The organism is Mesorhizobium sp. M8A.F.Ca.ET.207.01.1.1, from assembly GCF_004794715.1.
Classification (GTDB): Bacteria; Pseudomonadota; Alphaproteobacteria; order Rhizobiales; family Rhizobiaceae; genus Mesorhizobium.
Window position 1 is genome coordinate 129,876 of sequence record NZ_SRUS01000005.1, and the last position, 26,535, is coordinate 156,410.

At 64.2% G+C, this 26,535-nt stretch carries 31 protein-coding genes; 14 read left to right on the forward strand and 17 right to left on the reverse strand.

Features of this window, described 5'->3' with window-relative positions; translation table 11 throughout:
• Positions 1-25: 25 nt before the first annotated feature.
• Positions 26-694, reverse strand: a complete 669-nt coding sequence (locus tag EN850_RS16120; protein WP_135916267.1) for a GntR family transcriptional regulator — start codon at positions 692-694, stop codon at positions 26-28.
• Between the two features lie 107 nt (positions 695-801).
• Complete coding sequence (locus EN850_RS16125) at positions 802-1,818, reverse strand: polyprenyl synthetase family protein (RefSeq protein WP_136091744.1); 1,017 nt, start codon at positions 1,816-1,818, stop codon at positions 802-804.
• Positions 1,819-2,007: 189 nt separating this feature from the next.
• On the opposite strand from EN850_RS16125, the gene EN850_RS16130 reads away from it, so the two are divergent.
• The 7 genes from EN850_RS16130 (at position 2,008) to EN850_RS16160 (ending at position 6,292) form a co-directional block, all read left to right on the forward strand.
• Complete coding sequence (locus EN850_RS16130; RefSeq protein ID WP_015318845.1) at positions 2,008-2,232, forward strand: DUF2007 domain-containing protein; 225 nt, start codon at positions 2,008-2,010, stop codon at positions 2,230-2,232.
• Positions 2,232-3,032 (forward strand): methyltransferase, encoded by an 801-nt coding sequence (locus tag EN850_RS16135; RefSeq protein ID WP_127873083.1) that lies wholly within the window; start codon positions 2,232-2,234, stop codon positions 3,030-3,032. Before EN850_RS16130 ends, EN850_RS16135 begins: the two co-directional genes overlap by 1 nt.
• A 78-nt stretch (positions 3,033-3,110) precedes the next feature.
• On the forward strand, positions 3,111-3,974 hold the full coding sequence (locus tag EN850_RS16140) for a S49 family peptidase (RefSeq protein WP_127277532.1): 864 nt from the start codon (positions 3,111-3,113) through the stop codon (positions 3,972-3,974).
• 83 nt (positions 3,975-4,057) lie between these two features.
• Complete coding sequence (locus EN850_RS16145) at positions 4,058-4,243, forward strand: hypothetical protein (protein ID WP_127277518.1); 186 nt, start codon at positions 4,058-4,060, stop codon at positions 4,241-4,243.
• Between the two features lie 26 nt (positions 4,244-4,269).
• Positions 4,270-5,157, forward strand: a complete 888-nt coding sequence (locus EN850_RS16150) for a 4-(cytidine 5'-diphospho)-2-C-methyl-D-erythritol kinase (RefSeq protein WP_127277520.1) — start codon at positions 4,270-4,272, stop codon at positions 5,155-5,157.
• A gap of 1 nt (position 5,158) precedes the next feature.
• Complete coding sequence (gene moaB / locus EN850_RS16155; RefSeq protein WP_127873081.1) at positions 5,159-5,713, forward strand: molybdenum cofactor biosynthesis protein B; 555 nt, start codon at positions 5,159-5,161, stop codon at positions 5,711-5,713.
• 138 nt (positions 5,714-5,851) lie between these two features.
• Complete coding sequence (locus EN850_RS16160) at positions 5,852-6,292, forward strand: hypothetical protein (RefSeq protein ID WP_136091745.1); 441 nt, start codon at positions 5,852-5,854, stop codon at positions 6,290-6,292.
• Positions 6,293-6,299: 7 nt separating this feature from the next.
• Here the strand turns inward: EN850_RS16160 and EN850_RS16165 are convergent, their stop codons facing one another.
• Positions 6,300-7,274 (reverse strand): hypothetical protein, encoded by a 975-nt coding sequence (locus tag EN850_RS16165; RefSeq protein WP_136091746.1) that lies wholly within the window; start codon positions 7,272-7,274, stop codon positions 6,300-6,302.
• Between the two features lie 150 nt (positions 7,275-7,424).
• Positions 7,425-7,937 (reverse strand): glycosyltransferase, encoded by a 513-nt coding sequence (locus EN850_RS16170; RefSeq protein ID WP_127873156.1) that lies wholly within the window; start codon positions 7,935-7,937, stop codon positions 7,425-7,427.
• Between the two features lie 151 nt (positions 7,938-8,088).
• Between EN850_RS16170 and EN850_RS16175 the strand changes: the two genes are divergently transcribed.
• A complete protein-coding gene (locus tag EN850_RS16175; RefSeq protein ID WP_127277529.1) occupies positions 8,089-9,243 on the forward strand; it encodes a PA0069 family radical SAM protein in 1,155 nt (384 codons plus the stop codon).
• Between the two features lie 153 nt (positions 9,244-9,396).
• Entirely contained in the window at positions 9,397-10,092 is a 696-nt protein-coding gene (locus EN850_RS16180; RefSeq protein ID WP_127280809.1) for a ribonuclease HII, read from the forward strand.
• A gap of 284 nt (positions 10,093-10,376) precedes the next feature.
• On the opposite strand, the gene EN850_RS16185 is transcribed toward EN850_RS16180, so the two are convergent.
• The 7 genes from EN850_RS16185 to EN850_RS16215 form a co-directional block, all read right to left on the reverse strand.
• A complete protein-coding gene (locus EN850_RS16185; protein ID WP_136091747.1) occupies positions 10,377-10,868 on the reverse strand; it encodes a F0F1 ATP synthase subunit B in 492 nt (163 codons plus the stop codon).
• Between the two features lie 10 nt (positions 10,869-10,878).
• The gene (locus EN850_RS16190; protein ID WP_127280807.1) at positions 10,879-11,478 is read right to left on the reverse strand and encodes a F0F1 ATP synthase subunit B; all 600 of its coding nucleotides are present in this window, start codon (positions 11,476-11,478) and stop codon (positions 10,879-10,881) included.
• Positions 11,479-11,540: 62 nt separating this feature from the next.
• Positions 11,541-11,765 (reverse strand): F0F1 ATP synthase subunit C, encoded by a 225-nt coding sequence (locus tag EN850_RS16195; RefSeq protein ID WP_013896722.1) that lies wholly within the window; start codon positions 11,763-11,765, stop codon positions 11,541-11,543.
• Positions 11,766-11,848: 83 nt separating this feature from the next.
• Positions 11,849-12,607, reverse strand: coding sequence for a F0F1 ATP synthase subunit A (locus EN850_RS16200; protein WP_027142301.1), 759 nt, complete (start codon positions 12,605-12,607; stop codon positions 11,849-11,851).
• 84 nt (positions 12,608-12,691) lie between these two features.
• Positions 12,692-13,093 (reverse strand): AtpZ/AtpI family protein, encoded by a 402-nt coding sequence (locus EN850_RS16205; protein WP_136091748.1) that lies wholly within the window; start codon positions 13,091-13,093, stop codon positions 12,692-12,694.
• Between the two features lie 258 nt (positions 13,094-13,351).
• Positions 13,352-14,536: a cell wall hydrolase gene (locus EN850_RS16210; protein ID WP_135916261.1), complete on the reverse strand. Its 1,185-nt coding sequence runs from the start codon at positions 14,534-14,536 to the stop codon at positions 13,352-13,354.
• Between the two features lie 145 nt (positions 14,537-14,681).
• Complete coding sequence (locus tag EN850_RS16215) at positions 14,682-15,971, reverse strand: MFS transporter (RefSeq protein ID WP_136091749.1); 1,290 nt, start codon at positions 15,969-15,971, stop codon at positions 14,682-14,684.
• A 117-nt stretch (positions 15,972-16,088) separates the two neighbouring features.
• Here EN850_RS16215 and EN850_RS16220 point away from each other — a divergent pair, with 117 nt between their 5' ends.
• Complete coding sequence (locus tag EN850_RS16220) at positions 16,089-17,006, forward strand: LysR substrate-binding domain-containing protein (RefSeq protein WP_136091750.1); 918 nt, start codon at positions 16,089-16,091, stop codon at positions 17,004-17,006.
• 19 nt (positions 17,007-17,025) lie between these two features.
• Here EN850_RS16220 and der read toward each other — a convergent pair whose 3' ends face one another.
• Together der and EN850_RS16230 are read right to left on the reverse strand one after the other, a co-directional pair.
• Positions 17,026-18,459, reverse strand: a complete 1,434-nt coding sequence (der, locus tag EN850_RS16225) for a ribosome biogenesis GTPase Der (protein ID WP_135865273.1) — start codon at positions 18,457-18,459, stop codon at positions 17,026-17,028.
• Complete coding sequence (locus tag EN850_RS16230; protein WP_127281117.1) at positions 18,456-19,121, reverse strand: tetratricopeptide repeat protein; 666 nt, start codon at positions 19,119-19,121, stop codon at positions 18,456-18,458. Before EN850_RS16230 ends, der begins: the two co-directional genes overlap by 4 nt.
• A gap of 216 nt (positions 19,122-19,337) precedes the next feature.
• Between EN850_RS16230 and EN850_RS16235 the strand changes: the two genes are divergently transcribed.
• Positions 19,338-20,342 carry a polysaccharide deacetylase gene (locus EN850_RS16235; protein ID WP_127281116.1) on the forward strand — a complete coding sequence of 335 codons (1,005 nt, stop codon included), beginning with the start codon at positions 19,338-19,340 and terminating at the stop codon, positions 20,340-20,342.
• 34 nt (positions 20,343-20,376) lie between these two features.
• On the opposite strand, the gene sbmA is transcribed toward EN850_RS16235, so the two are convergent.
• The 3 genes from sbmA to EN850_RS16250 form a co-directional block, all read right to left on the reverse strand.
• The gene (gene sbmA / locus EN850_RS16240) at positions 20,377-21,636 is read right to left on the reverse strand and encodes a peptide antibiotic transporter SbmA (protein ID WP_135865271.1); all 1,260 of its coding nucleotides are present in this window, start codon (positions 21,634-21,636) and stop codon (positions 20,377-20,379) included.
• 114 nt (positions 21,637-21,750) lie between these two features.
• On the reverse strand, positions 21,751-22,911 hold the full coding sequence (locus tag EN850_RS16245; protein ID WP_136091751.1) for a YbfB/YjiJ family MFS transporter: 1,161 nt from the start codon (positions 22,909-22,911) through the stop codon (positions 21,751-21,753).
• Between the two features lie 71 nt (positions 22,912-22,982).
• Positions 22,983-23,207, reverse strand: coding sequence for a hypothetical protein (locus EN850_RS16250; RefSeq protein WP_127873071.1), 225 nt, complete (start codon positions 23,205-23,207; stop codon positions 22,983-22,985).
• A gap of 94 nt (positions 23,208-23,301) precedes the next feature.
• On the opposite strand from EN850_RS16250, the gene EN850_RS16255 reads away from it, so the two are divergent.
• From EN850_RS16255 to EN850_RS16265, 3 genes are read left to right on the forward strand one after another with little or no spacing between them, the layout of a single operon-like run.
• The gene (locus EN850_RS16255; RefSeq protein WP_135916257.1) at positions 23,302-24,267 is read left to right on the forward strand and encodes a LysR substrate-binding domain-containing protein; all 966 of its coding nucleotides are present in this window, start codon (positions 23,302-23,304) and stop codon (positions 24,265-24,267) included.
• A 23-nt stretch (positions 24,268-24,290) separates the two neighbouring features.
• Positions 24,291-25,547 (forward strand): aminopeptidase, encoded by a 1,257-nt coding sequence (locus tag EN850_RS16260; RefSeq protein ID WP_136091752.1) that lies wholly within the window; start codon positions 24,291-24,293, stop codon positions 25,545-25,547.
• A 21-nt stretch (positions 25,548-25,568) separates the two neighbouring features.
• Entirely contained in the window at positions 25,569-25,931 is a 363-nt protein-coding gene (locus EN850_RS16265; RefSeq protein WP_135929810.1) for a DUF488 domain-containing protein, read from the forward strand.
• Between the two features lie 168 nt (positions 25,932-26,099).
• Here EN850_RS16265 and EN850_RS16270 read toward each other — a convergent pair whose 3' ends face one another.
• The gene (locus EN850_RS16270) at positions 26,100-26,447 is read right to left on the reverse strand and encodes an ArsC family reductase (protein ID WP_136091753.1); all 348 of its coding nucleotides are present in this window, start codon (positions 26,445-26,447) and stop codon (positions 26,100-26,102) included.
• Positions 26,448-26,535 lie beyond the last annotated feature (88 nt).

A 26,535-nucleotide genomic window follows, 5' to 3' on the forward strand; every position in this document is an offset into this window, starting at 1 on the left:
AAGCCCGGGCTTGGGAAAAGGTCGCTTACCCCACGATCGCGAAGGCTTCGCGCGTGGCGCCGGAGGCTGTCCTGATCGGCTTGCGGCCAATCCATTGGACATGCCGTCCCAGTGTTGCCGCGGCGGATTCGGTATTTCCCTGCCGCAAGGCGGTGAGGATCGCCCGGTGGTCCTGATCGGTGCGCGTCTCCCATTCCGAGCGCCATGCCGCGAACAGGAAGCGGGCGCTTGCCGCGTGGAGGTCGTCGATGGTGGCAAGCAGGCGCGGCATGCCGCATGGTGCGAGGATCAGCCGGTGAAAGGCACGATTGGCCTCCTCCCACGACCTGACGTCGCGGGATTTGTCGCCGGCCTTGGTCGCCTCCTCGGCCTGGTCGAGAATGGCCGAAGTCAGGTGCGGCGCGGCGTGGCGCAGTGCCAGCACTTCGAGTGCGGCCCGCATTTCGGCGACTTCCTTGACCTCGCCCAGATCGAAGGCAGCGACGCGCACGCCACGGCGCGGCTCACTGACGGCCAGGCCCTGCGCCTCGAGGCGGCGGAACGCCTCGCGCACGGGGACATGGCTGGTGTTGAATTCCTCGGCGACATGATCCTGCCGCAGCCTCGCCCCCGGCTCGATCGCGCCGGAGATGATGCGGTCCGCCAGTACCTTGCTGATGCGCACCGCTATGGTGTCGTCCGTGCCCTTTGCCATGATTTATAGATAATTTGCGGCAAGGCCGCTTGTCGAGACGGAAGGGGCGAATTCACAGGCGTCTCTCCACTGGCGCAGCCGGTAGGAGCCCCGTGAAGCCGGTCTTCTCAGTTCACCCGGCTGATGCAGAAGTCGATGACGTCGATCAGCGCCGATTTCTGCGGCGTCTCTTCCAGCGGCGCCAGTGCGTCGCGGGCGATCTCGCCGAAATGGCGGGCGCGCCCGATGGTGTCGGCAATGGCGCCGTGGCGGGTCATCAGGCCGATCGCCTTTTCCAGCCCGGCGTCGTCGGTGACATTGTCCTCGATGGCACGCTTCCAGAAGGTGCGTTCGGCCTTGCTGCCGCGCCGGTAGGCGAGGATGACCGGCAAGGTCACCTTGCCCTCGCGAAAATCGTCGCCGACATTCTTGCCGAGATCCTTGCTGGTGCCGCCATAGTCCAGCGCGTCGTCGATGAGCTGGAAGGCAAGACCGAGATTCATGCCGTAGGAGCGCAGCGCCGCGCGATCGTTGCGGGTCGCCTGGGCGATGACCGGGCCAACCTCGGCGGCGGCCGAAAACAGCGCGGCGGTCTTGGCCTTGATGACGGCGAAGTGCTCGTCCTCCGTGGTTTCGAGGTTCTTGGCGGCGGCAAGCTGCATCACCTCGCCCTCGGCGATGATCGAAGCGGCGCTCGACAGGATGTCGAGCGCTTCGAGCGAGCCGACATCGACCATCATGCGGAAGGCCTGGCCGAGCAGGAAATCGCCGACCAGCACGCTGGCCTGGTTGCCCCAGATCATGCGGGCGGTCTTCTTGCCGCGCCGCATGCCGCTTTCATCGACGACGTCGTCGTGCAGGAGCGTGGCCGTGTGCATGAACTCGACCGAAGTGGCGAGCTTGACATGGCCTTCGCCGGCATAGCCGAACATCTGCGCCGCGGCCAGCGTCAGCATTGGTCTCAGCCGCTTGCCGCCGGACGAGATCAGGTGGTTGGCAACCTCGGGAATCATCTCGACGTCGGAGCCGGCCTTGGACAGGATCAGCTCGTTGACGCGCCCCATATCGGTCGCCGTCAGATCGATCAGATCCTTGATGGAGGCGGGCTCCCGCTTCCCGTTTTCAATGTTGAGAACGACACCCACGACAATCACTCCCGTCTTGGTATAACGCGTGCGACGGCACCCTTAGTCCCGGCATGGACTCTAGGGCGGCGGACACGGGCACGGCAAGTGGCGAATTGGCGCGGCGGCGGCGACAGCGTGTCAACGCCGGGAAATGCGGGAATGCGGCCGCACGTTTACATGCACGCTGCAACCTGCGAGTTTCTTGCGATGATAGAACTCATCCGCACCAACGACGCCGTCATCATCTCCTTTGTCGAATCGCTGATGCGCGATGCCGGCATCGGCTGCTTCGTCGCCGACCAGAACATGAGCGTGCTCGACGGCTCGCTCGGTATCCTGCCGCGGCGCGTCATGGTCGATGCCGACCAGGCCGACGCCGCGCGCCGCATCCTGACCGATGCCGGCATCGCAAACGAGATCCGGGGGAAATAATGTCGGCCGCGCCAGCCGCCCTTGCCACGGATGCGCCGGCCCATACGGTCGATGCCTTCCACCGCGGCCGGTTCTGGCTGGTGCAGCCCAAGCATGGCGGCCATCGCGCCGGGATGGATGCGATGATGCTGGCCGCGTCCGTGCCATCCTCCTTTGGCGGACGGCTCGCCGATTTCGGAGCCGGCGCCGGTGCTGCCGGTCTGGCGGTGCTGTCGCGCTGTCCGGGCGCCCAGGCTGTGCTGGTCGAACGCGCGCCCGAGATGGCGGCCTTCGCGGCGGCCACGCTTGCCCATCCCGGCAATGCACATCTCAGCGATCGCGCGGCCGTGCTTGTGGCCGATGTCACCGTGTCGGGTCGGGCCCGGGCCGCCGCCGGCCTTGCCGACAATGATTTCGACTTCGTCATCATGAACCCGCCTTTCAACGCCGCACGGGACCGCGCCACTCCCGAGCAGCTAAGAAAGGAAGCCCATGTCATGGAGGACGGGCTGTTCGAAAACTGGATCCGCAGCGCGGCGGCGGTTGTCAGGCCGCGCGGCGGACTTGCCGTCATCGCCCGGCCCGAACAGCTCGGCTCCATTCTCGACGCGATTTCAGGCCGCTTCGGCGAAGCCGAGATGCTCGCCGTGCACCCTCGCCCGGACGCAGCGGCAATCCGCATTGTCGTGCGGGCAGCACTTGGGGCACGGGGAAAGCTCGCCATCCGTCCGCCCCTGATGCTTCACGCGCGATCGGGCAACGGCCCCGACGAGCGCAGCGAAATGATCACCAACGGGCTCGCCTCGCTGTTCGGAGATTGAGCTGTTCGCGGCCCTGCACATTGCCGTTGGCCGGGAAATCCCTACATGCCTGCAACCACCGCCGGAGACCACGTCATCGTGAAACGTCTTTTCAACCGTCTGCTGCCGAAGTCCTGGCGCTCCACCGTCGTCACCGTTCCGGTCATCCGGCTGCACGGCACCATCATGGCCGGCGGCGGCCAGTTCCGGCCGAGCCTGTCGCTTGCTTCCACCGCCGGACTGATCGAAAAAGCGTTTTCCTTCGACGCGCCGGCGGTCGCGATCTCGATCAACTCCCCCGGCGGCTCGCCGGTGCAGTCGCGACTGATCTTCAAGCGCATTCATGACCTTGCGGTCGAGAAGAATAAAAAAGTGCTGGTCTTCGTCGAGGATGTCGCGGCCTCCGGCGGCTACATGATCGCTGTCGCCGGCGACGAGATCTTCGCCGACCCATCGTCCATCGTAGGCTCGATCGGCGTGGTGTCGGCCTCGTTCGGTTTTCCGGAGCTGATGAAGAAGATCGGCATCGAGCGGCGCGTCCACACCGCCGGCCAGAACAAGGCGGTGCTCGACCCGTTCAAGCCGGAGAAGAAGGAAGACGTCGAGCGGCTGAAAGCGCTGCAGCTCGAAGTGCACGAGACTTTCATCGATCTGGTCAAGGAGCGGCGCGGCACGAAGCTCAAGGACGATCCGGATCTGTTCACCGGGCTGTTCTGGACCGGCAAGCGAGGCCTGGAACTCGGCCTCGTGGATGCACTCGGCGACATGCGCACGGTGCTGAAGACCCGCTTCGGGCCGAAGACCCAGCTCAGGCTGGTCTCGGCGCCGCGCGGTTTCCTCGGCCGCTTCGGCCTGTTCGGCTCGAACAAGGGCTTTTCAGCGCCCGATATCGCCGCGGCTGCCGCCAGCGGCGTCATCGATGCGGCGGAAGAGCGCGCATTGTGGGCGCGCTTCGGGCTTTGAAAAAGCCATGAAAGCGTCTAGCATGGTTGCCCGAAAGACCCGACCGGCCGCCCTTACCGGCCCAGCGTGGTAGGAGTTTTGACATGCCGCAGCTCATTTTCTTCGCCGTCGTCGGCGTCGCCGCCTATTTCGGCTACCGCACCTTCCTGCGCGAGGCCGAGCGCGTGACGGCCAAGGTGCGGCGGACCGAAAAACAGGCGGCCAACGGCGCGATGGGAACGCTGGTCAAGGATCCGAAGACCGGCGAATACCGGCTGGCCAAGGACTGACCCTCATTTCACTCGCAATAGAGACTGTGGAATCCGGTCCGCGTGTCCGGACCTGGGCGGCACCCGCCAAGATAAATCTTGCTTTGCACGTCACCGGCAGGCGCCCCGACGGTTACCATCTCATCGAAAGCCTGGCTGTGTTCACGCGCTTTGGCGACAGGATCGAGATCGCGCCGGCTGAAGCCGACGATTTCAGCGTGTCCGGCCGCTATGCGGCGGACGTCCCGCTCGATGGCGGCAATCTGGTGCTGAAGGCACGCGATGCGTTGCGGCAGGCCGCCGGCATTCGGAGCACGCCGCCCGTGACCATCAGGCTCGAAAAGAACCTTCCGGTCGCGTCCGGCGTGGGCGGAGGGTCGAGCGACGCGGCGGCCGTGCTGCGCGGGCTGGCGGAGAGCTGGGGCCTGGACATCGACAGCACCGAGCTGGCGCGGATCGGTCTTTCGCTAGGCGCCGACGTGCCGATGTGCCTGGCGGCAAAGCCGCTGGTGGCGCGCGGCATCGGTGAGGAGCTGTCGATGGTGCCGGATTTTTCGGCGCTGGGTCTGGTGCTGGTCAATCCGGGAACGCCCGTCTCGACAGCGGAAATCTTCGCTTCACTGTCCCGTCGCGACAATGAGCCACTGCCGCCGCTGCCGCGCAGCATCGAGTTTCACAGCCTGCGCAACTGGCTGGAGGTGACCCGCAACGATCTCGAGCAGCCAGCCCTTGCGATGCAGCCCACCATAGGCAGGGCGCTTTCATGGCTTGATAAGGCTGGATCGGGTTTTTCACGAATGTCCGGATCGGGCGCGACGTGCTTCGGCCTGTTCGAGACCGGCAATGTCGCCAAGCGCGCGGCGGCCGAGATCCGCGGCCGCCAGCCCGATTGGTTCGTCGCGGCAACGCGTAGCATGGCGTCGGAGGCTGAGTGAGATGGCCAGGATTGACGAGAGCCGTGCCTTCATTCCGGTGCGCATCGCGGTGCTGACGGTTTCCGACACACGCAGCCTCGCCGAGGACAAGTCCGGCCAGACGCTGGCCGATCGCATCACCGCGGCCGGCCACATCCTGGCCGGCCGCGACATCGTCACCGACGACCGCGAAAAGATCCGCGACACCGTCCTGGCGTGGTCGCGGGACAAGGCCATCGACGTCGTGATCACCACCGGCGGAACCGGCTTCACTGGCCGCGATGTGACGCCCGAGGCGCTGGAGCCGATTTTCGAAAAGCGCATGGACGGCTTTTCGGAAGTGTTCCACCGCATCTCCTACGACAAAATCGGCACCTCGACGATCCAGAGCCGGGCGACCGGCGGCGTCGTCAACGCCACCTTCGTCTTCGTGCTGCCGGGCTCGCCCGGTGCCTGCAAGGACGCCTGGGACGGCATCATCGAGGCACAGCTCGACTACCGGCACATGCCTTGCAACTTCGTCGAGATCATGCCGCGCCTGGACGAACATCTGCGGCGCGGCAAATCAGCCCCTTAAAAAGCCTAGGCAAAGTGCCGACTTCACGCCGTGTTCGCCAGGCAGAACAGCGCCGGGCGCCTTCGAACGGCCATTCCAAACCGGATGCCGGAGACAGTATCTTCGTGGGCGATCCCTACCGTTCACGAGAAGGCAGATATGGCCGTGCAAACTGGAACCATGCACACTGGTGGGTGCCATTGCGACAATATACGCCTGCGATTTTCGACCGAGCTGGATCCATCGCAAATCGAAGTCCGCGCCTGCCAATGCTCGTTCTGCACAAAGCATGGCGCGCGCGCCTTCGCCGATCCTGACGGCAGGCTGATCATCTCGGTCAAGGACGCAAGGCGATTGCGCAAATACCGGTTCGGACTGGAGACCGCCGACTATCTGATTTGCCGAGAATGCGGCGTCTATGCCGCCGCGATCGCCGGGGAAAATGACGAGGCCAGGGCCATCCTGATCGTCAACGCCCTGGACGATCACAGGGCGTTCACCGGAGAATCGGTCCTGGTCGACTTCGACTGGGAAAACAGAGCTGAGCGGCAAGCCAGGCGTCGCCTTCGCTGGATGCCGGTCGAGATGAGCTTCGCCTGACCTGCCTTCAGCGGATGACCGGCTCGCCATGGAAACGACGGCGCGACGGCTTGGAGACGCCGAAGCCAACTTCCATCATCAGCCGTGGCGTGCGTGCCGGCACCGTGCCCATGTGGAAACCGAAGGGGTCTTCGACGAAGCCGAGGCCAGCCTCTCCGGTCAGGGTCACCGGGCTCTGCTCGCCATACACGTCCAGCACATCCTGGGCGGGATGGCCGACGAGAAGGGTGAGTTGATGCCTTATGGCGCGGCGCCTGTGGCTTCCCCTGACATAGACATGCGGACCGGTCTCGGCGTCGACGGGCTTGAGGTAGAAAAAGAATTTCAACATCCGCCAGTCATCGAGATCGAAATGATACTTGCCGAGCGAGGCAAGGTTCTTGTCGGCGTCGGACGCCTCGCCGGTCGGAAAACTCCACCAGACGCGTGTCGTGATCAGTTTCGCCTGGCCGCCGAGATAGTGCGCGGCGATGTCGAGAAGCAGCGGGTCGCGCTGTATGGCGAGTGCCGCCGGGCAGTCGAGGATGCGTTCGAAATAATGGCCGCTCAGCAATGAGCGGCCAAGGCGCTCTTCGGCTTCGGCATGTTCGCCGGGCACGAATTCGAGCCGGCGGTCGAAATTGCCGTAGCAGGGCGTGCGCCGGGCGAAGCTGGCAATCTCCTCGCGGATATCAGGCGGCAGGATCAGCCCCGAGAACAGCCCGTCCGACCGCAACGCGCCGACGACCGCCTCGCGCTGAACGCCCCTGAACATCGTGTCCCCGGCATTGTCGGCCGGACGAGCGCGCTTCGCGCCCAGCCAATGCATCCGGCGCCCGGGCATAGTACGCGCCAGAACGAACATCGGCAGCCAGGCAGGGTTTTCGCGCAGGTCCTTCAGATAGGTCGGGATGCGCACGGCGATGCGGCGCAGCAGGCTGCCATTGCGTGCAATGGCCTCGAGACTGGCAGTGCCGGACTTGTCAGTGGTCGAAAGGTTCATGGGGATCCTTGAGGGTATGATGGCAGCGCCGACGCAATGTCGGAGCCTTCCGTTCCGGCATGACCCAAACCCAATTCACCCGCCTTGTCGGAAAGTTACCCGCGCGTCAGTTTTTGTGCAACGCACAATGGACAGAGCAGCCGCAAAAAATCACCTCTGCCTCGGCGGCGCCGCCCAGATCTCGGCGTCGAGCTTCTTTGTCGCCAGACCGCGCGCCAACGCCTCGGCGCTGCCGGCATTCTTGGACAGAGATGCCGCCTGCCGCTTGCTGATCACTAGGCCGTCGGCGAGCGCACGGTTTGCCGAAAAGACCCGGGCCAGGAACGGCGGACGGCTGCCCCGCGCCCGCGAGAACCGGGCGGCCATTGTCTGCCTGGCGGTATGGGCGACAACCGCGTCGATCCAGCCCTCCACCAGCCTCGCGCCCGGTTCGAGAAACAGCAGCCAATCACCCTTGGCCTGGCGAATGCCGGCGGCGATGCCGCCGCTCCCCACATAGTGGCAGCCAGCATGCTCGGCCACGCGATGCGTGTGGTCGGTGGAGCCGGTGTCGCAGACGACGACATCGCGCACCACGCCCTCGACCGCGCCGCCGATCAGCGTCGCCAGCGTGCGGGCGAGACCCTCCTCGTCATTATGCGTTTCGATGAGAACACTGAGCATCATGAGCCGAATAGCGGAAAGCGCCGACCGACGCCAGTTTTTGCGCCGCACCATAAAAAGTTCTTGCTTTGTTCTCATCAACAAAATAGGAATAATTTCCATGAGCAGAGCGATTCGACAGAACATGGACAGTCCCTGGGAGCGGGCGAAGATGGAACCGATCATGCGCGCCGACATTGCAGCCTTCGGAGCAGGACGAGCCGAAATGGCCAACGCGATGATCGAGCAGAGCGGCATGCGGGTCCGTCCGGACCGCAACCGTGGCCGGTCGGCAGGCATCAATCCGTCCGGCCGGTTCGAACCCGTGAGCCGACATGTCTTCGACGACGGCTGGAGTTCGCTGGAGGAACTGCCCCCGTTCAAGACCGAGGTGCAGGTGGAGAAGCCGCGCACCATCATCACCCGCAACGAATCGCCGGACATCTCCTTCGACCGGTCGATCAATCCCTATCGCGGTTGCGAGCACGGCTGCGTCTATTGCTTCGCGCGGCCGACACACTCGTTCATGGGCCTGTCGCCGGGCCTGGATTTCGAATCCAAGCTGTTCGCCAAGCCGGACGCGGCACGCCTGCTCGACAAGGAGTTGTCGAAGGACGGCTACCAGCCGCGCACCATCGCCATCGGCACCAACACCGATCCCTACCAGCCGATCGAGAAGCAGTACCGGATCATGCGCGAGATCCTCGAAGTGCTGGAGGCACGCGGTCATCCGGTCGGCATCGTCACCAAATCGGCCCTGGTGGTGCGCGACATCGACATTCTGTCGCGCATGGCCGAGCGCGGGCTCGCCAAGGTGGCGCTGTCGGTGACGACGCTCGACCGCATGCTGGCCAGGACGATGGAACCCCGCGCCTCGACGCCGACCAAGCGGCTGGAAGCGATCAGGCAGCTTTCGGATGCCGGCATTCCGGCTTCGGTGATGGTGGCGCCGATCATTCCGGGCCTGACCGACCAGGAGATGGAACGCATCCTCGACTCGGCACACCATGCCGGAGCGCGTGAAGCTGGCTATGTGGTGCTGCGCCTGCCGCTGGAGGTCAGCCCGATCTTCAAGGACTGGCTTCTGCGCCACTATCCCGACCGCTATCGCCACGTCATGTCGCTGATCCGTTCGATGCGCGAAGGCAAGGACTACGATTCGGAATGGGGCAAGCGCATGAAGGGCGCCGGCCCCTATGCCTGGCAGATCGGCCGGCGCTTCGAAATCACCGCCAAGCGGCTCGGCCTCAATGCGGAGCGGCGCACGCTGCGGACTGACCAGTTCGTGGCCGCCGGCAAGGACCAGGAGCAGTTGATGCTGCTCTGAAAATTGAAAATCGCCGCGGCTGTTCATGACCGCTGCGGCCAATAATCCCGTCCGGCCTGCCCCGGCCTGCAGACGGTGCCCTCCCGGTCCGGCGCCCCACCCGACCCGGAGGGACTTGCGGAGAATCGGAGCCGATGCGAACCTCGCCGCAACATGGCTCGCGCGCGTTCTGATTCTCCGCTTCTCTTCGAAATCGTCGAGAAACCCGATTTCTCCTTCGAGACGAAGGCGATGGCCGATGGGTTATGGCCGGTCGCGGGGATGGACGAAGCCGGTCGTGGCCCGCTGGCGGGTCCGGTCGTCGCGGCAGCAGTGGTGCTCGACCCCGCCAACATTCCCGAAGGACTCGACGATTCAAAGCGGCTTAGCCACTTGCAGCGCGAAGCGCTGTTCCTGCGCATCCTCGGTTCCGCGCTCGGCGTCTCGATGGCGTCGATCAGCGCGGAGGGTATCGATGGCAGCAACATCCTCAAGGCGAGCCTCGAAGCGATGCGCCGCGCGCTGGTCGGGCTGCCGGTTCAGGCAAAGCTCGCACTCGCCGATGGGCGCGACGTGCCGCCGGGACTGCCCTGCGAAGGGCGCGCGCTGATCAAGGGCGACCAGCGCTCGCAATCGATCGCCGCCGCCTCGATCGTGGCCAAGGTCATGCGCGACCGCATGATGTGTGGCTGCGGCAATCATCACGATCGTTACGGCTTCGAAGTCCATATGGGTTACGCCACGGCCCGGCATCGCACGGCGATCGAGGCGCACGGGCCGGTAGCGCGGCTGCACCGCACCTCGTTTGCGCCGTTCAGGCTTGGGGGTGTCGAGGTGGTTGAGGAAGAGAGCTTGGCCGGGCTGGAGTGAGGCGAAAGCGGCGCCGAACTACAGCCGATCTCCCCCTCGTGGGGGAAATGTCCGGCAGGACAGAGGGGGCGCTGTCCCGCCGACCTGTCAGTTCATTGCGATCAGATTCGCCGGATACTTCTCAGCCGGTGCGACGGATAAAGAATCGAACGCGATCCTTCGCGCCCCCCTCTGCCCTGCCGGGCATCTCCCCCACGAGGGGGGAGATTGGCGGCGTCAACGCACCGCACAAAAAAAGCCGCCAAGTTTCCCGGGCGGCTTTTGATTTGCTTGATGTTGTCAGCTCAGTTCAGCTTGGCCTTCACATCCAGCAGCGCGGACTTGAACAGATCGGCTCCTGCCTTGGCGTCAACCTTGGCGGCGAGCAATGCGCGTGCCGCCTCGACAGCGATATCGACGGCGCTGGCGCGCACTTCGCCGATCGCTTCGCGCTCGGCCTGGCCGATCTTCTGTTCGGCAAGCGCGGTGCGCCGGGCGACATAGTCCTCGGTCTTCTTGTGGGCCTCGGCGGCCAGCAGTTCGGCCTCGCGCTTGGCGGCCGCGACAATGTCGGCAGCCTCCTGCTCGGCTTCCTTGCGCTTCTTCTTGTACTGGCCAAGCAATTGCTGGGCTTCGTCGCGCAGCTTGCGTGCCTCGTCGAGCTCACTGCTGATCCTGGCGGCGCGGGCGTCGAGCGCCTTGGCGATCATGCCGGGCACCTTGATGTAGACGGCGATGGCCAGGAAGATGATCAGGGCAATCGTGGCCCAGAGCGTTGCGAGAGATGTAGCGTCCATGATGCGCTCCTCACCGGGCCACGGATTTGACCGCGGCCGCGATCTCGGCCTTGCTGGCCTTGCCGCCAACGAGTGCCTCGACGATCGCCGAAGCGGTATCCTCGGCAATGCTGCCGACTTCCTTCATGGCATTGGCCTTGATGGAAGCAATGCGTGCCTCGGCCTCGCCAAGCTTCCCGTCGAGCGCAGCCTCGATCTTCTTGCGCGCGGTATCGGCTTCCGCCTTGGCCGCATCGTTGGCTTGCTGGCCGATCGAGTTCGCGTTCTTCTTGGCTTCCGCCAGTTCCTGCTCGTAAGCGGCAACGGCGGCGTCTGCCTCGCCCTTCAACTTGGCAGCCTGGTCGAGATCCTGGCTGATGCGGTCGTTGCGGACATCGATGATGCCCCCGACGCGCGGCATCACGACCCGCTTCAGGAAGAGGTAGAACAGCCCGAACGTGATCGCCAGCCACAGAAGCTGCGACGGAAACGTCTCCGGATTGAATGGCGGAAACGTGCCGTGCGCTTCGGCAGGCACGCTGGTGCCGGAATGCGTGTCGCCTCCGGTCGCAGCGTGGCTGGTGTCGGCTGATGGCGCGGACTCTTGCGCGAAGGCAGATGTCACGAACATGGACTATCCCCAGATATCAGGCCCGCCGCTTGCGCGGCCGGCCTGTCCAATCTTCTCAGTACTCAGCCGAACAGGGCCAGCAGCGCGATGAGAAGCGAGAAGATGCCCAGAGCTTCGGTCACGGCGAAGCCGAAAATCAGGCGGCCGAACTGGCCGTCGGCAGCCGAAGGGTTGCGCAGCGCGCCCGAGAGGTAGCTGCCGAAGATGTTACCCAGGCCAATGCCCGCGCCACCCATACCCAGGCAAGCGATGCCGGCGCCGATGTACTTTGCTGCTTCTGCGTCCATTTGTTCAACTCCTTTGGATCTGAAAATTCCGTTGCGATTTCATCCGGCACCAATGTTGAAAACTCTTGGCCGGAACTCTTGCCTCAGTGCCCGGGATGCAGGGCGTCGTTGAGATACATGCAGGTCAATACGGCAAAGACGTAGGCCTGCAGGAAGGCGACCAGCAGTTCAAGCGCCGTCAGCGCCACCGCCATCGCCAACGGCAGGATCGAACCCGCCACGCCGACCGCGCCCAGCGCGGAGAGGCTGACGACGAACCCGGAGAAAACCTTGAGCGTGATGTGGCCGGCAAGCATGTTGGCGAACAGACGAACCGAGAGGCTGACCGGGCGCGACACGAAGGAAATGACCTCGATCAGCACCACCAGCGGCAGCAGGAACACCGGCACGCCATGCGGCACGAACAGCTTGAGGAAACCAAGACCATGCTTCATGAAGCCGTAGACCACCACGGTTCCAATCACCAGGGCCGCGAGGCCGAAGGTGACGATGATGTGGCTGGTGACCGTGAAGAAATAGGGAAACAGGCCGAGCAGATTGGCGACCAGCACGAACATGAACAGCGAGAACACGAAGGGGAAGAACTTCATGCCCTGCGTGCCGGCGGCGTCACGCAGCATGTTGCCGACGAATTCATAAGCCATTTCGGAGACCGACTGCAGCCGGCCTGGAACCAGGCTGCGGCTCGACGTCGTCAGGAACAGGAACGCCGCGGCGACAACCACGGTGGCGACCATGAACAGGGCGGAATTGGTGAAAGACAGGTCATAGCCGCCGATCTCGATCGGTATCAGCTTGTTGATATGGAACTGGTGGATCGGATCGACCTTGTCAGCTGCCACGTTCAAACCCCGTCAATGCCGCGTACGGCCAAAATTACCTTGCCGCATGGAAGCGGCTATTTCCAAATGCCGCCTGAAGGGCGGTCATTTGCCGTCGTCCCGGTCACGGCGCGGCTTCGCGCCTTGTCCGAATTCCGCCACAACGCCAGCCGAACGCATGACATTGAGCACGCCGGCGCCAAAACCAAGCAGCAGGAAAACGATCAGACCCCACGGCGATGTCCCCGCCATACGGTCGATGATCCAGCCGATGCCGGCGCCCACGACCACCCCGGCGATAAACTCGCTGGATAGTTTGATCGCCTGACCGTATCCGGTCACTGGTTTCGCGTCGTCTTTCCCCTCGAGCCGGTTCGGCAGCCTTGTCGCAAGCGATGCTCCAAGTTCACGCCGACGTCGCTCAAGATCGTCGTCGCGGATTTCGGCGTCATGCTCTTTGCCGCGGCCGGTTTCTCCGGTTCCGTCTGGCCCTTTTTTATCGGCCATCGCAACCCCCCTGCCCGGGCAGACCGTCACCGTCCGTCCGCTTCTAAAGTCGCCGGCAACATAGTTAGAGGGTTTGCGCCCGTCAAGCCACGGAGGGAAGTTCCGCGCTGTGTATTTTAAATAGTAAAATCAAAGGATTAGAAAGGTGCGACATCGTGCCCGCGGCGATCGGAGGGATGCGTTGCGCGAATCCCCCCGGGCAATGGCTCTCCGATCGACCGTGCGACCGCCCGAAAAGAGAGGCGCCCGGCGGCCGGCTCAGCTCCAGCCGCCACCATAGGTCCGGTAAAAGATATGCAGGCCGATCTTGGTCATCTTCTGCATCGTGCGCGCCCAGCCGGGATGGACATAGTTGGCGTAGTAATGTGTTGACGATCCCACCTCCGGAATGAAGATCTTGCCAGCGGTGACGGCCATGCCGATGTCTTGCGCGGTCTTGTAGGCGACGGGGTTGTCGATGCGCTTCTTTCTGCCGTCGCAAGCGAATGAAAACTGACAGCGGTTGAACCAGCTGTCGTTCTGGTAGACGACGCCGCAGATCGAATTGGGATAGGCGGGATTGCGGACCCGGTTGAGGATAACCTGGGCGACGGCGGCCTGACCGCGCACGGTTTCGCCGCGTGCCTCGAAATAGATGCCGTTGGCCAGGCATTTCTGCTCCGGCTTGGAGAAGACGCTGGCCGGAAGCGGATTCTGGATCCAGGCGTGGTCGCCCTTGGCCATCGGCGGAATGAAGCGGCCGCTGTTGGGCTGCTCGTCCTGAAGCAGGGCTTCAAAGGGTGAAGCCTTGGCGTAGTCCGGCTCGGATTGTGCGTAGGCGGTCGCCAGCACATCGGGGTGGTCGTTGTTGACGAGGGCGGCGAGCATGGCCGGCACGCCGGGATCCGGCTTCTTGTCTTCACGCGCGTGGAATGCGGCGGCGATCAGGATTTCCTTGCCTTTGATCTGAGGCTTGGCGAAGGCCATTTTCAGGTCGCTGTCCATGCTCGGCCGCATCAGCGAAGAGGTCCGCTGGAAGATCGAGCCTGCATTGAAGTTCTTCGGCGGCGCTACCGGAGAGACCTGGACGATGCGGCCCTTCTTGTCGGCGCGCACGACACGATCCTCGTCGGGCGACCCGCTGACCTTGCCGCCCTTGCCGCGGAACGAGACGGAGCCGATACCGGGAAGGCGAACGCCGGAACCCGAGATCGAGCCGGTGACGTCGGAATCGACGAACGGCATCTCGGCGGCGTGGACCGAGCCGGCGACGGATTTCTCGACATAGGAGTTCCAGCGGGCGGTCGGCGCTTCGAGGCCGGATACAAGGCTTGTCATGTCCTGGTAGGCGGCGACGGTCGGAAAGCCGATCCAGATGCCGAGGCCGATGATGAACGGAGACACAAGGCCGCGTTTCTTCTCACCGGCGGCGGCGGCCAGCCGCGTCAAGACACGTCGATGCACGGAACTCTCTCCAGGAACGCTACTGACCCCACTGGAGAGCAAAATGATGCATTAACCTTGATGGGACGTTAACGGGATCGGTCGGGTTTTCTCAGCCGGCTGGAGGTCGTGGCTTCGAAGTCCGGCGGTTTTGCGGCGGGAGCGTTCAGGCCCGCTTCAGGAAGATCGGCCAGGCAACCAGGGCGCAGGCGGCGGCCGACAGCCAGACGCCGGGCCATGACCAGAGGTGCAGCAGCCCTGGAATGGCCACCGGGACGAGGAAGAAGCCGACGAAGACAAAGCTGTTGGCAAGGCTGAGTGCCGTTCCGACATGGCCGGCACCGGCCAGCGTGGCAAGTTCGGTATAGGCAACGCCGTGCCAGGCGGAGACCGAGATGCCGGCGACGACAAGCACCAAGGGCAGGACGGCGATCAGGAAGGATTGGCTGGCAGGCATTGCGGGAACGGCCAGAACCAGCAACCAGAGCACCACGAAGGCCAGCGCGCTGAGCGCACTGCACAAGCGAAGAAACTGACGGCGGTTGCCGTGGCGGTCGGTAAAGCGGCCGCTCCAGACGCGCATGACCATGGCGCCGACCTGTACAGCGACGAGGCTCGCGCTGATCGCCGTCGTGCCAAGCCCGGCGAAGTCGTGCAGGAACACCGACGCGAAAGTGAGGACCGCCACTTGCGGAAAGCAGAGCAGGCCGATCGCGGTCGAGATGCGCCAGACCTCGATGTTGCGCAACGGAGCCGGTCCATCCGATAAGACGGCGTGGGCTTCACCCGCCGGCGGCGGTTCGTGCAGCCAACGCCAGGCAAACAAGGCGGAGAGCGCGGATACTGCCGCCAGAAGCCCGAATACCGCGGCAAAACCGAAAGCCAGGGCAAGCGAAGGCAGGACGAGCGCGCCGAGGCCGCCGCCGAGCGGTACCGCCGTCTGCCTGATGCTCATGGCGAAACCGCGCTCATTCTCCCTGAACCAGGCCATGATGGCGCGGCCGCTCGAACCATTGACACTGCCGCCGAGCAGTCCCGTGACGAGCAGGCTTGCCGCCAGCAGCATGACATGGGGAATGCCTGACATTGTCGGCACGACCAGCATCGCCATGGCCAGGAGCCAGGCCGCCGTCGCGCCAAGCCCGATCAGAAGCACGCGGCGATCTCCCCAGCGATCGGTGAGCAGACCCCATGGCAATTCGCTGAGCGCAACCCCCAGCCCAAGAAGGCCGAGTGCCAGGCCGAGTTCGGCATTGCCCAGGTGATAGCTCTGGCGAAGCACCACCGCCGTTGCCGGTATGCCCGAGAAAGTGGCCGAAAAACCGGCATTCGCGGCAACCCCGATGCCCAGGACCTTCCACCGGTGGTTGGGGCCGAACACTCTGCCGGCAGGGCTGGCAGCGCTGCCTTGCAGGATTTGTGGTGGCTGTTGATCTGCACAGTCGATGGCGGACATGATTTCATTCCCGTTGCGGGCCGGTGTCTCAGGCCTTGACGGCATCTCTCTATCGCCATAAATCCGTCCTTAAAATAAGGAAGTTTTTGACGATCAATCCTGAAAAACAGGACTACGATGCAACGGGTGACATTCGACCTCGACGTCCTCAGAAGTTTCGTCACCGGCATGGAGCTGGGCAGCTTCGCCAAGGCCGCCGACCGGCTTGGCCGGTCGACCTCGGCGGTCAGCGCGCAATTGAAGAAACTGGAAGAACAGGCAGCGACGCCGATCTTCCGCAAAGTGGGGCGCGGCCTGGCGCTGACGGAGGCCGGAGAGACCATGCTCGGCTATGCGCGCCGGCTGCTCGATTTGAACGACGAAGCGGCGGCGGCCATCCATGACGTCGAACTGGAAGGCTGGGTGCGGCTCGGTCTGCAGGAGGATTTCGGCGAGGCCGTGCTGCCGGACGTGCTGGGCCGATTTGCCCGAGCCCATCCCAAGGTCAAGATCGAGGCCAGGATCGCGCGCAGCCACGACCTCGCCGAAAGGGTGATGTCAGGCAGCCTCGACATCGCGCTTGCCTGGCACTGTGGCCAGACGCTGCCCTATAGCGAGCATGTCGCCGATGTTCCGATGCGCTGGATCGGTCCGGCCAAGCGCATCGAGACCAGCCTGCGCGACGGCGAGCCACTGCCGCTGGTGGCGCTCGAAGCGCCATGTCTGCTGCGCACGGTCGCGACTGAAACGCTCGACCGCGCCGGGCTGCCCTGGCGCATGGCCTTCTCGAGCCCCAGTCTGGGTGGCATCTGGGCGGCTGTCGCCGCGGGGCTGGGGCTGACGATCCGCACCGACATCGGCTTGCCGGCCAGCGTCAGTGCGATGAAGCCCGAGATCGCCGGCCTGCCGGCGTTGCCCAAGATGGCGCTGTTCCTGCATCGTCGGGATGCCGAACCCGAGCCCGTGGCGGCCCGCCTTGCCGACATATTACTGGAGGCGGCGCGGCAGGCCCTGCCGGAAAATACGCGGACCGCCGGCTTGCGTGCCGTGGCCTGATCGGCACGAGCGCCGAGGCTCAGCCGCGCTTCTTGGCCCGGCCGGCAAACGGATTGTCCGAGGTGCGCAGTGCGATGCGGATCGGCACGCCCGGCATGTCGAAGGCCTCGCGAAGGCTGTTGGAGAGATATCGGACATAAGATTGCGGCATCGCGTCCGGCCGCGAACACTGGACCACGAAACCCGGCGGCCGCGTCTTGGCCTGGGTGACATATTTGACCTTCAGCCGGCGCCCGGCAACGGCGGGCGGCGGGTGATGCGCCAGTATGGCCTCGAGCCAGCGGTTGAGCTTGCCGGTGGAAACACGGCTGTTCCAGACCTTGTGCGTCCTCAGCACCGCATCCATCAGCTTGTCGAGGCCGCGTCCGGTCTCGGCCGAGACCGGCACGGCCTGGATGCCGCGCGCCTGCGGCAGCAGCCGCTCGGTCTTCTCGCGCAGTTCGGCCAACAGCTCCTGCGGGTTATCGATCAGGTCCCATTTGTTGAAGGCGATCACCGGTGCCCTGCCCTCGCGGATGATCAGGTCGGCGATCTGCAGATCCTGCTTCTCGAAGGGAATGGTTGCGTCGAGCACGATGATGACGATCTCGGCGAAACGGATGGCGCGCAAGCCATCCTGCACCGACATCACTTCCAGCTTTTCGTGGATCCTGGCCTTGCGGCGCATGCCGGCCGTGTCGAACAGCTTAATGCGGCGGCCGCGCCAGTCCCAGTCGACGGAGATGGAATCGCGGGTGATGCCCGCCTCCGGTCCGGTCAGCAGCCGTTCCTCGCCGATCAGCGCATTGATCAGCGTCGACTTGCCGGCGTTAGGACGGCCGACGACGGCGATGCGCATCGGCTTGGTATCGTCATAGGCCGGCTCGGCATCCGGATCGGCGATGTCCTCGCCGATCAGCACTTCGTTGATGGCGGCTTCTTCGTCTTCGCTGTCCTCGTCTTCACCGAAGGCGCGCGCCTCTCCAAGCGCTTCGATCACGGCGTCGCGCAGGTCGGGCATGCCCTGGCCGTGCTCGGCCGAAACCGGGATCGGCTCGCCAAGCCCGAGTTCCCAGGCCTCCAGCATGCCGCCTTGCGCGCCCTTCGCCTCGGCCTTGTTGGCAACGAGGACGACCGGTTTGCCGGATTTGCGCACGATCTCGGCAAAGGTCCTGTCATCGGGCAGCAGGCCGGACTTGGCGTCGATGGTGAAGAAGATCAGATCCGCCTCGCGGATGGCGATTTCGGTCTGCGCGCGCATGCGGCCCGGCAAGGTCGAGGCGCCGGCATCCTCGAAGCCGGCTGTGTCGATGACGTCGAAATGCAGATCGTAAAGCTTGGCGGCATGGACACGGCGGTCACGGGTGACGCCCGGCGTGTCGTCGACAAGCGCCAGCTTCCTTCCCACCAGCCGATTGAAAAGAGTCGATTTGCCGACGTTAGGTCTGCCTATGATGGCGACTTTGAAGGTCACGATGCACTGCCCGACCCGCGGATCAGTTCGGACATCAAGGTCGCCCGCTCGCGCGTGTTGCGCGGGGCGCCGTCATCGGAGGCGATCTGGTCGAACAGTTTCAGCGCGTCCTGCGTCTTGCCTTCCTTCCAGGCCGCAAGCCCGAGCGCCTCGCGCGCGCTGTGGCGCAGCGTGTTGGTGTCCGAGGTCAGCGCCTCGACACGGCTGGACACGTCGGCGAAGGAGCCATGGTCGACGAGCAGGAGTGCTGCCCTCAGCCGCGCCATGTCGCGCAGGCCCTGGGGAATGGCGGTGTCGGCGGCGACGTCGTCGAAATCCTTGACGGCTGCGTCGACGTCGCCCTTGTTGGCCTTGACGGTCGCTGCGCGCATGCGGGCGAGCAGCGGATAGGCGCCGTAGCCATCCTTCTCCAGCTGATCGAGCGCGGCCAGCGCGTCGTCGTTCTTGCCGTCATTGGCAAGCTTCAACGCCTGCGAGAAAGCATCGCCGGAGCGGTTGGCGCGCGTCTCGTCCCAATAGCGATAGCCGACGAAGGCGGCGGTACCGAGCACCACCAGGATGGCAATCACAAGCAAGGCCGGGCCGAAACGGTCCCACAGCTTCTGCGCCTGCTCGCGGCGCATCTCGTCATTGACTTCACGGATAAAACTGTCGTCGGACATCGATCAAAACCATTCTTGGCCCCGGGCCGGGGCCGTTCGTGAGCCCGCGTTTTAGCGAAATTTTGTCGGCATGGAAGGGGTTCGACCGGAAAATCGGCTATTCCCGGGGGCAAACGGATGTTTGCCCCGGGGCAAACCCACGAAAACCCAATCGCACCGGCGCCACATTTCGGGGATAGCCGGCTTGCTGACCACCCGGAGCCTGTAAAATTGCCGATGCCCAGTCTGTCCCGTGTTATTGCGTTTTCGCTTGCCTCGCTCGCCGCCGCCGGCGCGGCCCTGGCCGACCCGCCCGCGCCAGCAGAACCAGCGAGGCCGAAGCAGGTCGTCATCATCTCGTTCGACAGTGCCCGCGACATCTCGCAGTGGAAGCGTAGCCGGGCGCTGGCCCAGCGCACCGGGGCGCATTTCACCTATTTTCTGTCCTGTGTCTTCCTGCTGTCGCCCGAGACACGCGGCCAATACGCGGCACCTGGCAAGACCGCGGGCAAATCCAACATCGGCTTTGCCGCCTCCAGGCAGGACGTGGCCGAGCGGCTGGAACAGATCGGTCTCGCCGCCCATGAGGGCCACGACATCGCCAGCCACGCCTGCGGCCATTTCGACGGCAAGGACTGGAGCAAGGCCGACTGGCTGACGGAATTCGCCTCGTTCGAGCACATTCTAGAAAACGCCTATGCCATCAACGGCATTGCGCCCGAACCCGAGGGCTGGCGCGATTTCGCGCATGCGGTGGCGGGTTTCCGGGCGCCCTACCTGTCGGCAAGCAAGGCGCTTTACGAGGCGCTGCCGGCAGCCGGCTATCAGTTCGACGCCAGCGGCGTTTCAAAGGGCCCTGCCCTGCCGCCGACCATCGGCGGCATCACCCGCTTTTCCCTGCCGCTGATTCCGGAAGGGCCGAAATCACGGCCGGTGATCGCCATGGATTACAATCTCTATGTCCGGCATTCCGGCGGCTTCGAGCGGCCAAGCAAGGCCGGCGAATTCGCCGACCGCACCTACCAGGCCTTCCGCGCCGCCTTCAACACGCAATATCAGGGCAAGCGCATTCCGCTGGAACTCGGCTTCCACTTCACACTGATGAATGACGGCGCCTACTGGAACGCACTGGAACGCTTTGCCGGCGAGGTCTGCGTCAAATCAGATGTCGAGTGCATCAGTTTTCGCGATTATGTTTCGCGGCGGGACGGCAGCCAGAAGCAGGCGACGGTTGGCGGCTGAGCTGCCAACCCGTTTCGCATAAATCCCAGACTTCCTAAGCCGGGTCTTCTGCGCCCTGCCTTGCCAGATAGCGCTGATCGATGTCCGGCAACGGCTCGCCCAGCAGCGTCGCCTCGAAGGCGCGCAAGCGTTTATGGACCGACTGCAGTTCGACGATGGTCGACCAGGAGGTAAGCAGGAATTGCAGCGAACCCGTCACCTTGCCGAAGGCGTTGGAAATCTGGTTCAGCGCACCGAACGTTATCTTGTGCGCGACCAGCGACGGACCCAGGATCAACAGCGAGAAAATGTTGTCGGCCTGCAGGTAGGTGTACCGGACGACATTGAAATAGATGTAGTGGAAATAGAGCCGGAAATAGTTGTGCCGGACATTGGCAAACAGCTCGGCGGTGGTGGCGGGTTGCGCCCTGTCCGCATGATCCTCGCCATAGACGAGTTCCTTGCGGTAGGCGGCTTCGACGCGCTGGTTACGGAACTGCAGCCCCGGAAGCTTCATGCCGGCAATCATCACCGAGATCGTGCCGAACAGACACCAGGCAAGTGCCGCGACCACCAATGGCTGCGGGATCGCGCCGATGATCGGCAGTTCGCTGATATGGGCCTGCAACTGGATCATCACCGGCAGGAAGGCGATCAAGGTCATGATCGACTGGACGAAACTGGAACCGAGATCCTCCATGATCTGCGAGAACCGCATCGTGTCCTCCTGGATACGCTGCGAGGCGCCCTCGATATGGCGCAGCCGGCTCCAGTTCTCGATGAAGTAGTTGTTCATCGCCGTGCGCCAGCGGAAGATCCAGTGACTGACGATGAAGGCATTCACCACCTGCACGTTCATGCCGACCAGCGCGAGCCACGAAAAGTCGGCCAGCCCGGTGTAGAATTCGCCGTTGGTCGATTTTCCGGTCCCCGACATCAACCCTTGCACATAGTCGAAGAAGGGGCCGTACCAGGCGTTGACGGCGACGCTGACCTGCACGTTGAAATAGATGAAGAACAGGATGACCGCCGTCATCAGGATCGACCAGCGCTGCCAAGGATGCGGCGAATACCAGCTCCAGAATGCGTAGAAGATGGCCACGCAAAGCGCGAAATAGATGTAAAACCAGAGGAACGGTTTCGACACCAGCACGGCGATGCCGATGATCGGCGCCGCATCCGCGGCTGCCGGCGGAAGGCCCACGAGGCCCCCCAATTGCTCCCCGCCGAAAAACCAGAACAGGATCGCCGCAAGGCTCCAGATGGCGGCCGAAGAGAAGAAAAGCTTCGGCTGCGGGAAGAAGGATACGAACACTGTGGCGAATTCCTCGATCTATGCGCAAATCAGGTGGGTTCGGCGGGCATAAGGTCACACATTAGGGGGAAAGAAAATGGCTGCCCGATTTAAGGCGCAGAGCAAGACCACAAATCATGGCGATTTTGGCGCGGCCGACCATGTGACGGCGCCGGAGACGACCAGGACGGCCGCGGCGACGATGGAGGCGAGGAAGAAATCGCCCGACGCCTGGGCCAGAAACCCGGCCGCGATCGGGCCGATGATCTGGCCAAGACCGAAGGAAGCGGTCATCAAGGCAAAGATGCGCCGGGGTGACTTCGGCGCCTGCTGCCGTGCGGCCTGCAGGCCAAGCGCCGTGATGGCAATGAAGGTGCCGCCGAGCAGCACGCCGCCAAGCAGCGGCCCCGTGCGCCCGCCGACGGCGACGCTCGCGGTAACGCCGACAACTTCGACGAAGCACCCCAACGCATAGGCGGCATAGAGCCCGATCCGCGCCGATATCTTCTGCCAAAGCCAGACCGAAGGGAAACCGGCAAGGCCGGCAACCATCCACACCTCGGCCTCGAAGACGCGGCTGCCGCCGCCTTGGCGAACGATGGCGACGAGGAAGGTCGCCGTCACCACATAGCCGAAACCGAACAGGCCATAGGCGACGATCGCCTTCATCAGCGACAGGTCTTTCGGCAGCGCCGGCTCGTGGACGGCTTCGCCATTGGTGAGCGGACCCTGGTTCGCCAGCAGCGCCACGGCGACGAAGCCGCAAGCCGAAATCGCGCCCGACCACAGCCAGCCCTGCGCCCAGCCGGCATGTTCTGTGACCAACACGGCCATCATCGCCGCCGACATCGCGATGCCGAGGCCAACGCCGCCGAAATGCCATGCCTGCAGGTCGCCCCGCCCGGCCTCCGCGATATGGCTGAAAACGATGCTGGCCATGAACACCATGACGAAGGCGCTGGCCAGACCGGCCAGAAAACGGATGGCGAGAAAGGCGGCCATGGCATCGGTCAGCCCCATCAGGGCGGCCAGCACGGCGCTGGCACCGAGGGCTGCCAGCATCAGCGAACGCTCGCGTCCGTGCGCCCAGTTGCCCGCCGCCACCAACGCGCCGACGAGGTATCCGAGATAGTTGGCCGAGGCGATCCAGCCGGCATCGGCCGGCGACAGATGCAGTTCCTCCATCATGCCGGGCAGGATCGGCGTGTAGACGAAGCGGCCGATGCCCATGGCGACGGCCATGGCGATCATGCCGGCGAAGGCGTAGCGAAGCGCTGTCGATGGGGCCGATGTCATTGCAGTGCACAATAAATCTGCGCACGGGTGAAACAATCCGCCTTGTGTTGGGCCAGTGCCGGACCGCGCGCTCAGCAGCGCCCGCCGAAACCGGCGTTCAGCGAAACGGTCTCATGCACGGTCCGGCGCGCCGTCAAGCGGAACGGCACATCGCCGAGTTCGCGCTCCGACATCGCGTCAAGCGCGGGATGCGCAAGCGGATCGGTCAGCCAGCTCAGCGTGTCGACGTCGCAGCGCGTGTCATCCGACGAAGCGGCGGCGAACAGGACCTTCAGCGACGACAACATCCTCAGCATTTCCGGCTCCATGGGCCTGTCTCCGTCCATAAGTCAGCCGTTTCGGTATCTCTTTCAATTGAGATTTCGGCCGGGTCGGTTTAGAAAATCTCAAATGGCCATGCTCAACCGCGTTCATCTCAACGGCCTTCGCGCCGTGGAAACCGTCGCCCGTCTCGGCTCGCTCGCGACCGCCGCCAGCGAACTCAACGTTTCCGTCAGCGCCGTCAGCCAGCAGATCAGCCGCACCGAAAAGCAGCTCGGCCAGGCCCTGTTCGAGCGGACGACGAGCGGTCTCGTCCTGACCGAATTCGGCGCCGTCTTCGCGGCCCGCCTTGGCGCCGGATTTCGCGAGCTTGCGCAGGCCGTGGCACTGGCCGACGAGGCAACCCAATGCACATTGGTTGTTTCGGCGGCACCTGCGTTTGCCTCCAAATGGCTGCTGCCACGGCTGTCGCGGCACTTCGACCGGCATCCCAACGTGCTGTTGCGCATCGACGCCTCGGTGCGGCTGGCCAATCTCGATCATTCCGACATCGATATTGCCATCCGGCTTGGCGACGGCAAATGGCCGGGCGGGAAGGCGGAGCTCATTTTGGCGCAGGAAGTCTTCCCGGTCTGCGCACCGGGCATTGCAAGAAAACTGAAGTCGATCGGCGACCTTGCGCGGACCTGCGCCATCACCGACGAGCGGGCGATGATCAACTGGGAAAGCTGGTTCGCCGCTGCCGGCGTTCCACCCGTCAACTTCCAGAAAGGCGCGCGCTTCACCGACCCGATGCTGTGCCTGGAATCGGCGATCGCCGGCCATGGCGTGATGCTGGGCTGGCAATTGCTGACGGCCGATGCGCTGGCCGATGGGCGGCTGGTGGCGCCGTTCGGAATCCGCGCCCAGAGCGGCCTCGGCTACTGGCTGGTGACCTCCGCCACCAAGCCTGAAAGCCGCAAGGTCCGGGACTTCAAAATCTGGATCAAGGAAGAGATCGCGGCGACCATGGCGCAGTTCGGATCGTCGGTCGCGGAGCCCAGCGACGCGATCGCGGTGGAAAGCACCGCGGCACCGGTCTATGTTCAATCATAAATCCCACGACGACAGGCAGGATCATGACCACACATTCGCGCGGCGTTTCCGCAACGATCGACCCGGTGAAGCTCGACAGGCTGGCGGAAGTCGCCATCAAGGTCGGGCTGCAATTGCAGCCCGGACAGGACCTGGTGCTGACGTCGTCGATCGCGGCGCTGCCGCTGACCAGGCGCATCGTCGAGCACGCCTACAAGGCCGGCGCCGGGCTGGTGACGCCGATCTTCAACGATGACGAGATGACGCTGGCACGCTACCGTTTCGGCGCCGACGCCGGCTTCGACCACGCCGCCGGCTGGCTCTATGAAGGCATGGCGAAGGCCTTTTCCAACAATGCCGCCCGGCTCGCCGTGCGCGGCGAGGATCCGTCGCTGCTGTCGGCGCAGGATCCGGCGAAGGTGGCGCGCGCCAACAAGGCCAATTCGATGGCCTACCAGCCGGCGCTGGAGAAGATCACCGGCTTCGACATCAACTGGAACATCATCGCCTATCCGGATCTGGCCTGGGCCAGGCAGGTTTTCCCCGGCGACGCCGACGACGTGGCGGTGGCGAAACTCGCCGACGCCATCTTCGCCGCCTCGCGTGTGGATGTCGAGGACCCGATCGCCAACTGGAAGGCGCACAATGCGGCCTTGCGCGGCCGCACTGAATGGCTGAACGGCCACGATTTCCATGCGCTGCATTTCACTGGACCCGGCACCGACCTGACTGTCGGGCTGGCGGACGGCCATGAGTGGATGGGCGGCGCCTCGACCGCCAAGAACGGCGTCACCTGCAATCCCAACATCCCGACCGAGGAAGTCTTCACCACGCCGCATGCGAGGCGGGTCGAGGGCCATGTTTCCTCGACCAAGCCGTTGTCCTACCAGGGCACGCTGATCGACGACATCTCGGTGCGCTTCGAGGGCGGGCGGATCGTCGAGGCCAAGGCCTCGAAGGGCGAGGACGTGCTGAAGAAAGTGCTCGACACCGACGAAGGCGCGCGCCGCCTCGGCGAAGTGGCGCTGGTGCCGCATTCCTCGCCGATCTCGGCCAGCGGCCTGTTGTTCTTCAACACGCTGTTCGACGAGAACGCCGCCTGCCATATCGCGCTCGGCCAATGCTATTCGAAGTGCTTCGTCGACGGCGCCTCGCTCAGCCAGGACGAAATCGGGGCGCGCGGCGGCAACAAGAGCTTCATCCACATCGACTGGATGATCGGCTCGGACAAGATCGACATCGACGGCATCGCCAAGGATGGCAGCCGCGTGCCGGTGATGCGCAAGGGCGAGTGGGCCTGACACGCGCGCCGTGGAGCTGTGATGGCCTTCGACCTAGCGGTCAAACGTGTCTACGACGCACCCGGAAAGGCCGACGGCCAACGGGTGCTGGTCGACCGCATCTGGCCGCGCGGCGTCAGCAAGGAGGATGCCGCTCTGGCGTTGTGGTTGAAGGACATCGCGCCGAGCGATGAGCTGCGCAAGTGGTTCGGACACGAGCCGGCACGCTGGGCGGAGTTTCAGGAGCGATACTGGACCGAACTGGACGGGAATGGTGAGGCGGTGGCGCAACTGCGCGGCTTGCTTCGCGAGGGCAAGGTGACGCTGCTCTACGGCGCGCATGACGAGGCGCACAACAACGCGGTGGCGCTGGCGAAATACCTGCTTCGTCATCCTCGGGCTTGACCCGAGGATCCATGCCGTGACTTTCATCGAAGGACGCGACGGGGCAGAATTCTCAACCGCTGCAGCACGTTAGCGTCACGGCATGGATCCTAGGGTCTGCGCCGCGTCGCTTCGCTCCTTGCTCCGCCCTAGGATGACGACGGCATAGGGTGCCGCGCTTAACGAACCTTACTTTACAGCCTCCTCATAAACATCCGCCTTGAACCCAACCAGCACCCGATCCCCCACTTCCAGCACCGGCCGCTTGATTATCGTCGGCTTGGCCAGCATCAGCGCTTTCGCCTTCTTCTCGTCGAGGCCTTGCTTGTCCGCCTCCGGCAGCTCGCGAAACGTCATGCTGCCTTTGTTGAGCAGCCTTTCCCAGCCGACCTTGCCGACCCAGCCATTCAGCTTGCCGGCCTCTATTCCTTCGGCCCGATAGTCATGAAAACGATAGGGAACGTCATGGTTCTCCAGCCAGACGCGCGCCTTCTTGATCGTGTCGCAATTGGTGATGCCGTACATGGTGATCGTCAAGACGTGCTTCCCTTGCTGACCGTCGAATCCGTCTCGCAACCTAGAACCGCCTTTCCCGCTTTGCCAGCAGCTTGGCCGGCATCTGCCG

Coding starts and splice junctions, on each gene's coding strand:
- moaB (WP_127873081.1), top strand. CDS start 5,159: ATGGCCAGGATTGACGAGAGCCGTGCCTTCATTCCGGTGCGCATCGCG.
- EN850_RS16185 (WP_136091747.1), bottom strand. CDS start 10,868: ATGGACGCTACATCTCTCGCAACGCTCTGGGCCACGATTGCCCTGATC.
- EN850_RS16265 (WP_135929810.1), top strand. CDS start 25,569: ATGGCCTTCGACCTAGCGGTCAAACGTGTCTACGACGCACCCGGAAAG.
- EN850_RS16135 (WP_127873083.1), top strand. CDS start 2,232: ATGTCGGCCGCGCCAGCCGCCCTTGCCACGGATGCGCCGGCCCATACG.
- EN850_RS16160 (WP_136091745.1), top strand. CDS start 5,852: ATGGCCGTGCAAACTGGAACCATGCACACTGGTGGGTGCCATTGCGAC.
- EN850_RS16260 (WP_136091752.1), top strand. CDS start 24,291: ATGACCACACATTCGCGCGGCGTTTCCGCAACGATCGACCCGGTGAAG.
- EN850_RS16215 (WP_136091749.1), bottom strand. CDS start 15,971: ATGTCCGCCATCGACTGTGCAGATCAACAGCCACCACAAATCCTGCAA.
- EN850_RS16165 (WP_136091746.1), bottom strand. CDS start 7,274: ATGAACCTTTCGACCACTGACAAGTCCGGCACTGCCAGTCTCGAGGCC.
- EN850_RS16180 (WP_127280809.1), top strand. CDS start 9,397: ATGGCTCGCGCGCGTTCTGATTCTCCGCTTCTCTTCGAAATCGTCGAG.
- EN850_RS16220 (WP_136091750.1), top strand. CDS start 16,089: ATGCAACGGGTGACATTCGACCTCGACGTCCTCAGAAGTTTCGTCACC.
- EN850_RS16120 (WP_135916267.1), bottom strand. CDS start 694: ATGGCAAAGGGCACGGACGACACCATAGCGGTGCGCATCAGCAAGGTA.
- EN850_RS16175 (WP_127277529.1), top strand. CDS start 8,089: ATGGAACCGATCATGCGCGCCGACATTGCAGCCTTCGGAGCAGGACGA.
- EN850_RS16255 (WP_135916257.1), top strand. CDS start 23,302: ATGGCCATGCTCAACCGCGTTCATCTCAACGGCCTTCGCGCCGTGGAA.
- EN850_RS16230 (WP_127281117.1), bottom strand. CDS start 19,121: ATGTCCGACGACAGTTTTATCCGTGAAGTCAATGACGAGATGCGCCGC.
- EN850_RS16145 (WP_127277518.1), top strand. CDS start 4,058: ATGCCGCAGCTCATTTTCTTCGCCGTCGTCGGCGTCGCCGCCTATTTC.
- EN850_RS16170 (WP_127873156.1), bottom strand. CDS start 7,937: ATGCTCAGTGTTCTCATCGAAACGCATAATGACGAGGAGGGTCTCGCC.
- EN850_RS16190 (WP_127280807.1), bottom strand. CDS start 11,478: ATGTTCGTGACATCTGCCTTCGCGCAAGAGTCCGCGCCATCAGCCGAC.
- EN850_RS16205 (WP_136091748.1), bottom strand. CDS start 13,093: ATGGCCGATAAAAAAGGGCCAGACGGAACCGGAGAAACCGGCCGCGGC.
- EN850_RS16130 (WP_015318845.1), top strand. CDS start 2,008: ATGATAGAACTCATCCGCACCAACGACGCCGTCATCATCTCCTTTGTC.
- EN850_RS16245 (WP_136091751.1), bottom strand. CDS start 22,911: ATGACATCGGCCCCATCGACAGCGCTTCGCTACGCCTTCGCCGGCATG.
- EN850_RS16250 (WP_127873071.1), bottom strand. CDS start 23,207: ATGCTGAGGATGTTGTCGTCGCTGAAGGTCCTGTTCGCCGCCGCTTCG.
- EN850_RS16195 (WP_013896722.1), bottom strand. CDS start 11,765: ATGGACGCAGAAGCAGCAAAGTACATCGGCGCCGGCATCGCTTGCCTG.
- EN850_RS16235 (WP_127281116.1), top strand. CDS start 19,338: ATGCCCAGTCTGTCCCGTGTTATTGCGTTTTCGCTTGCCTCGCTCGCC.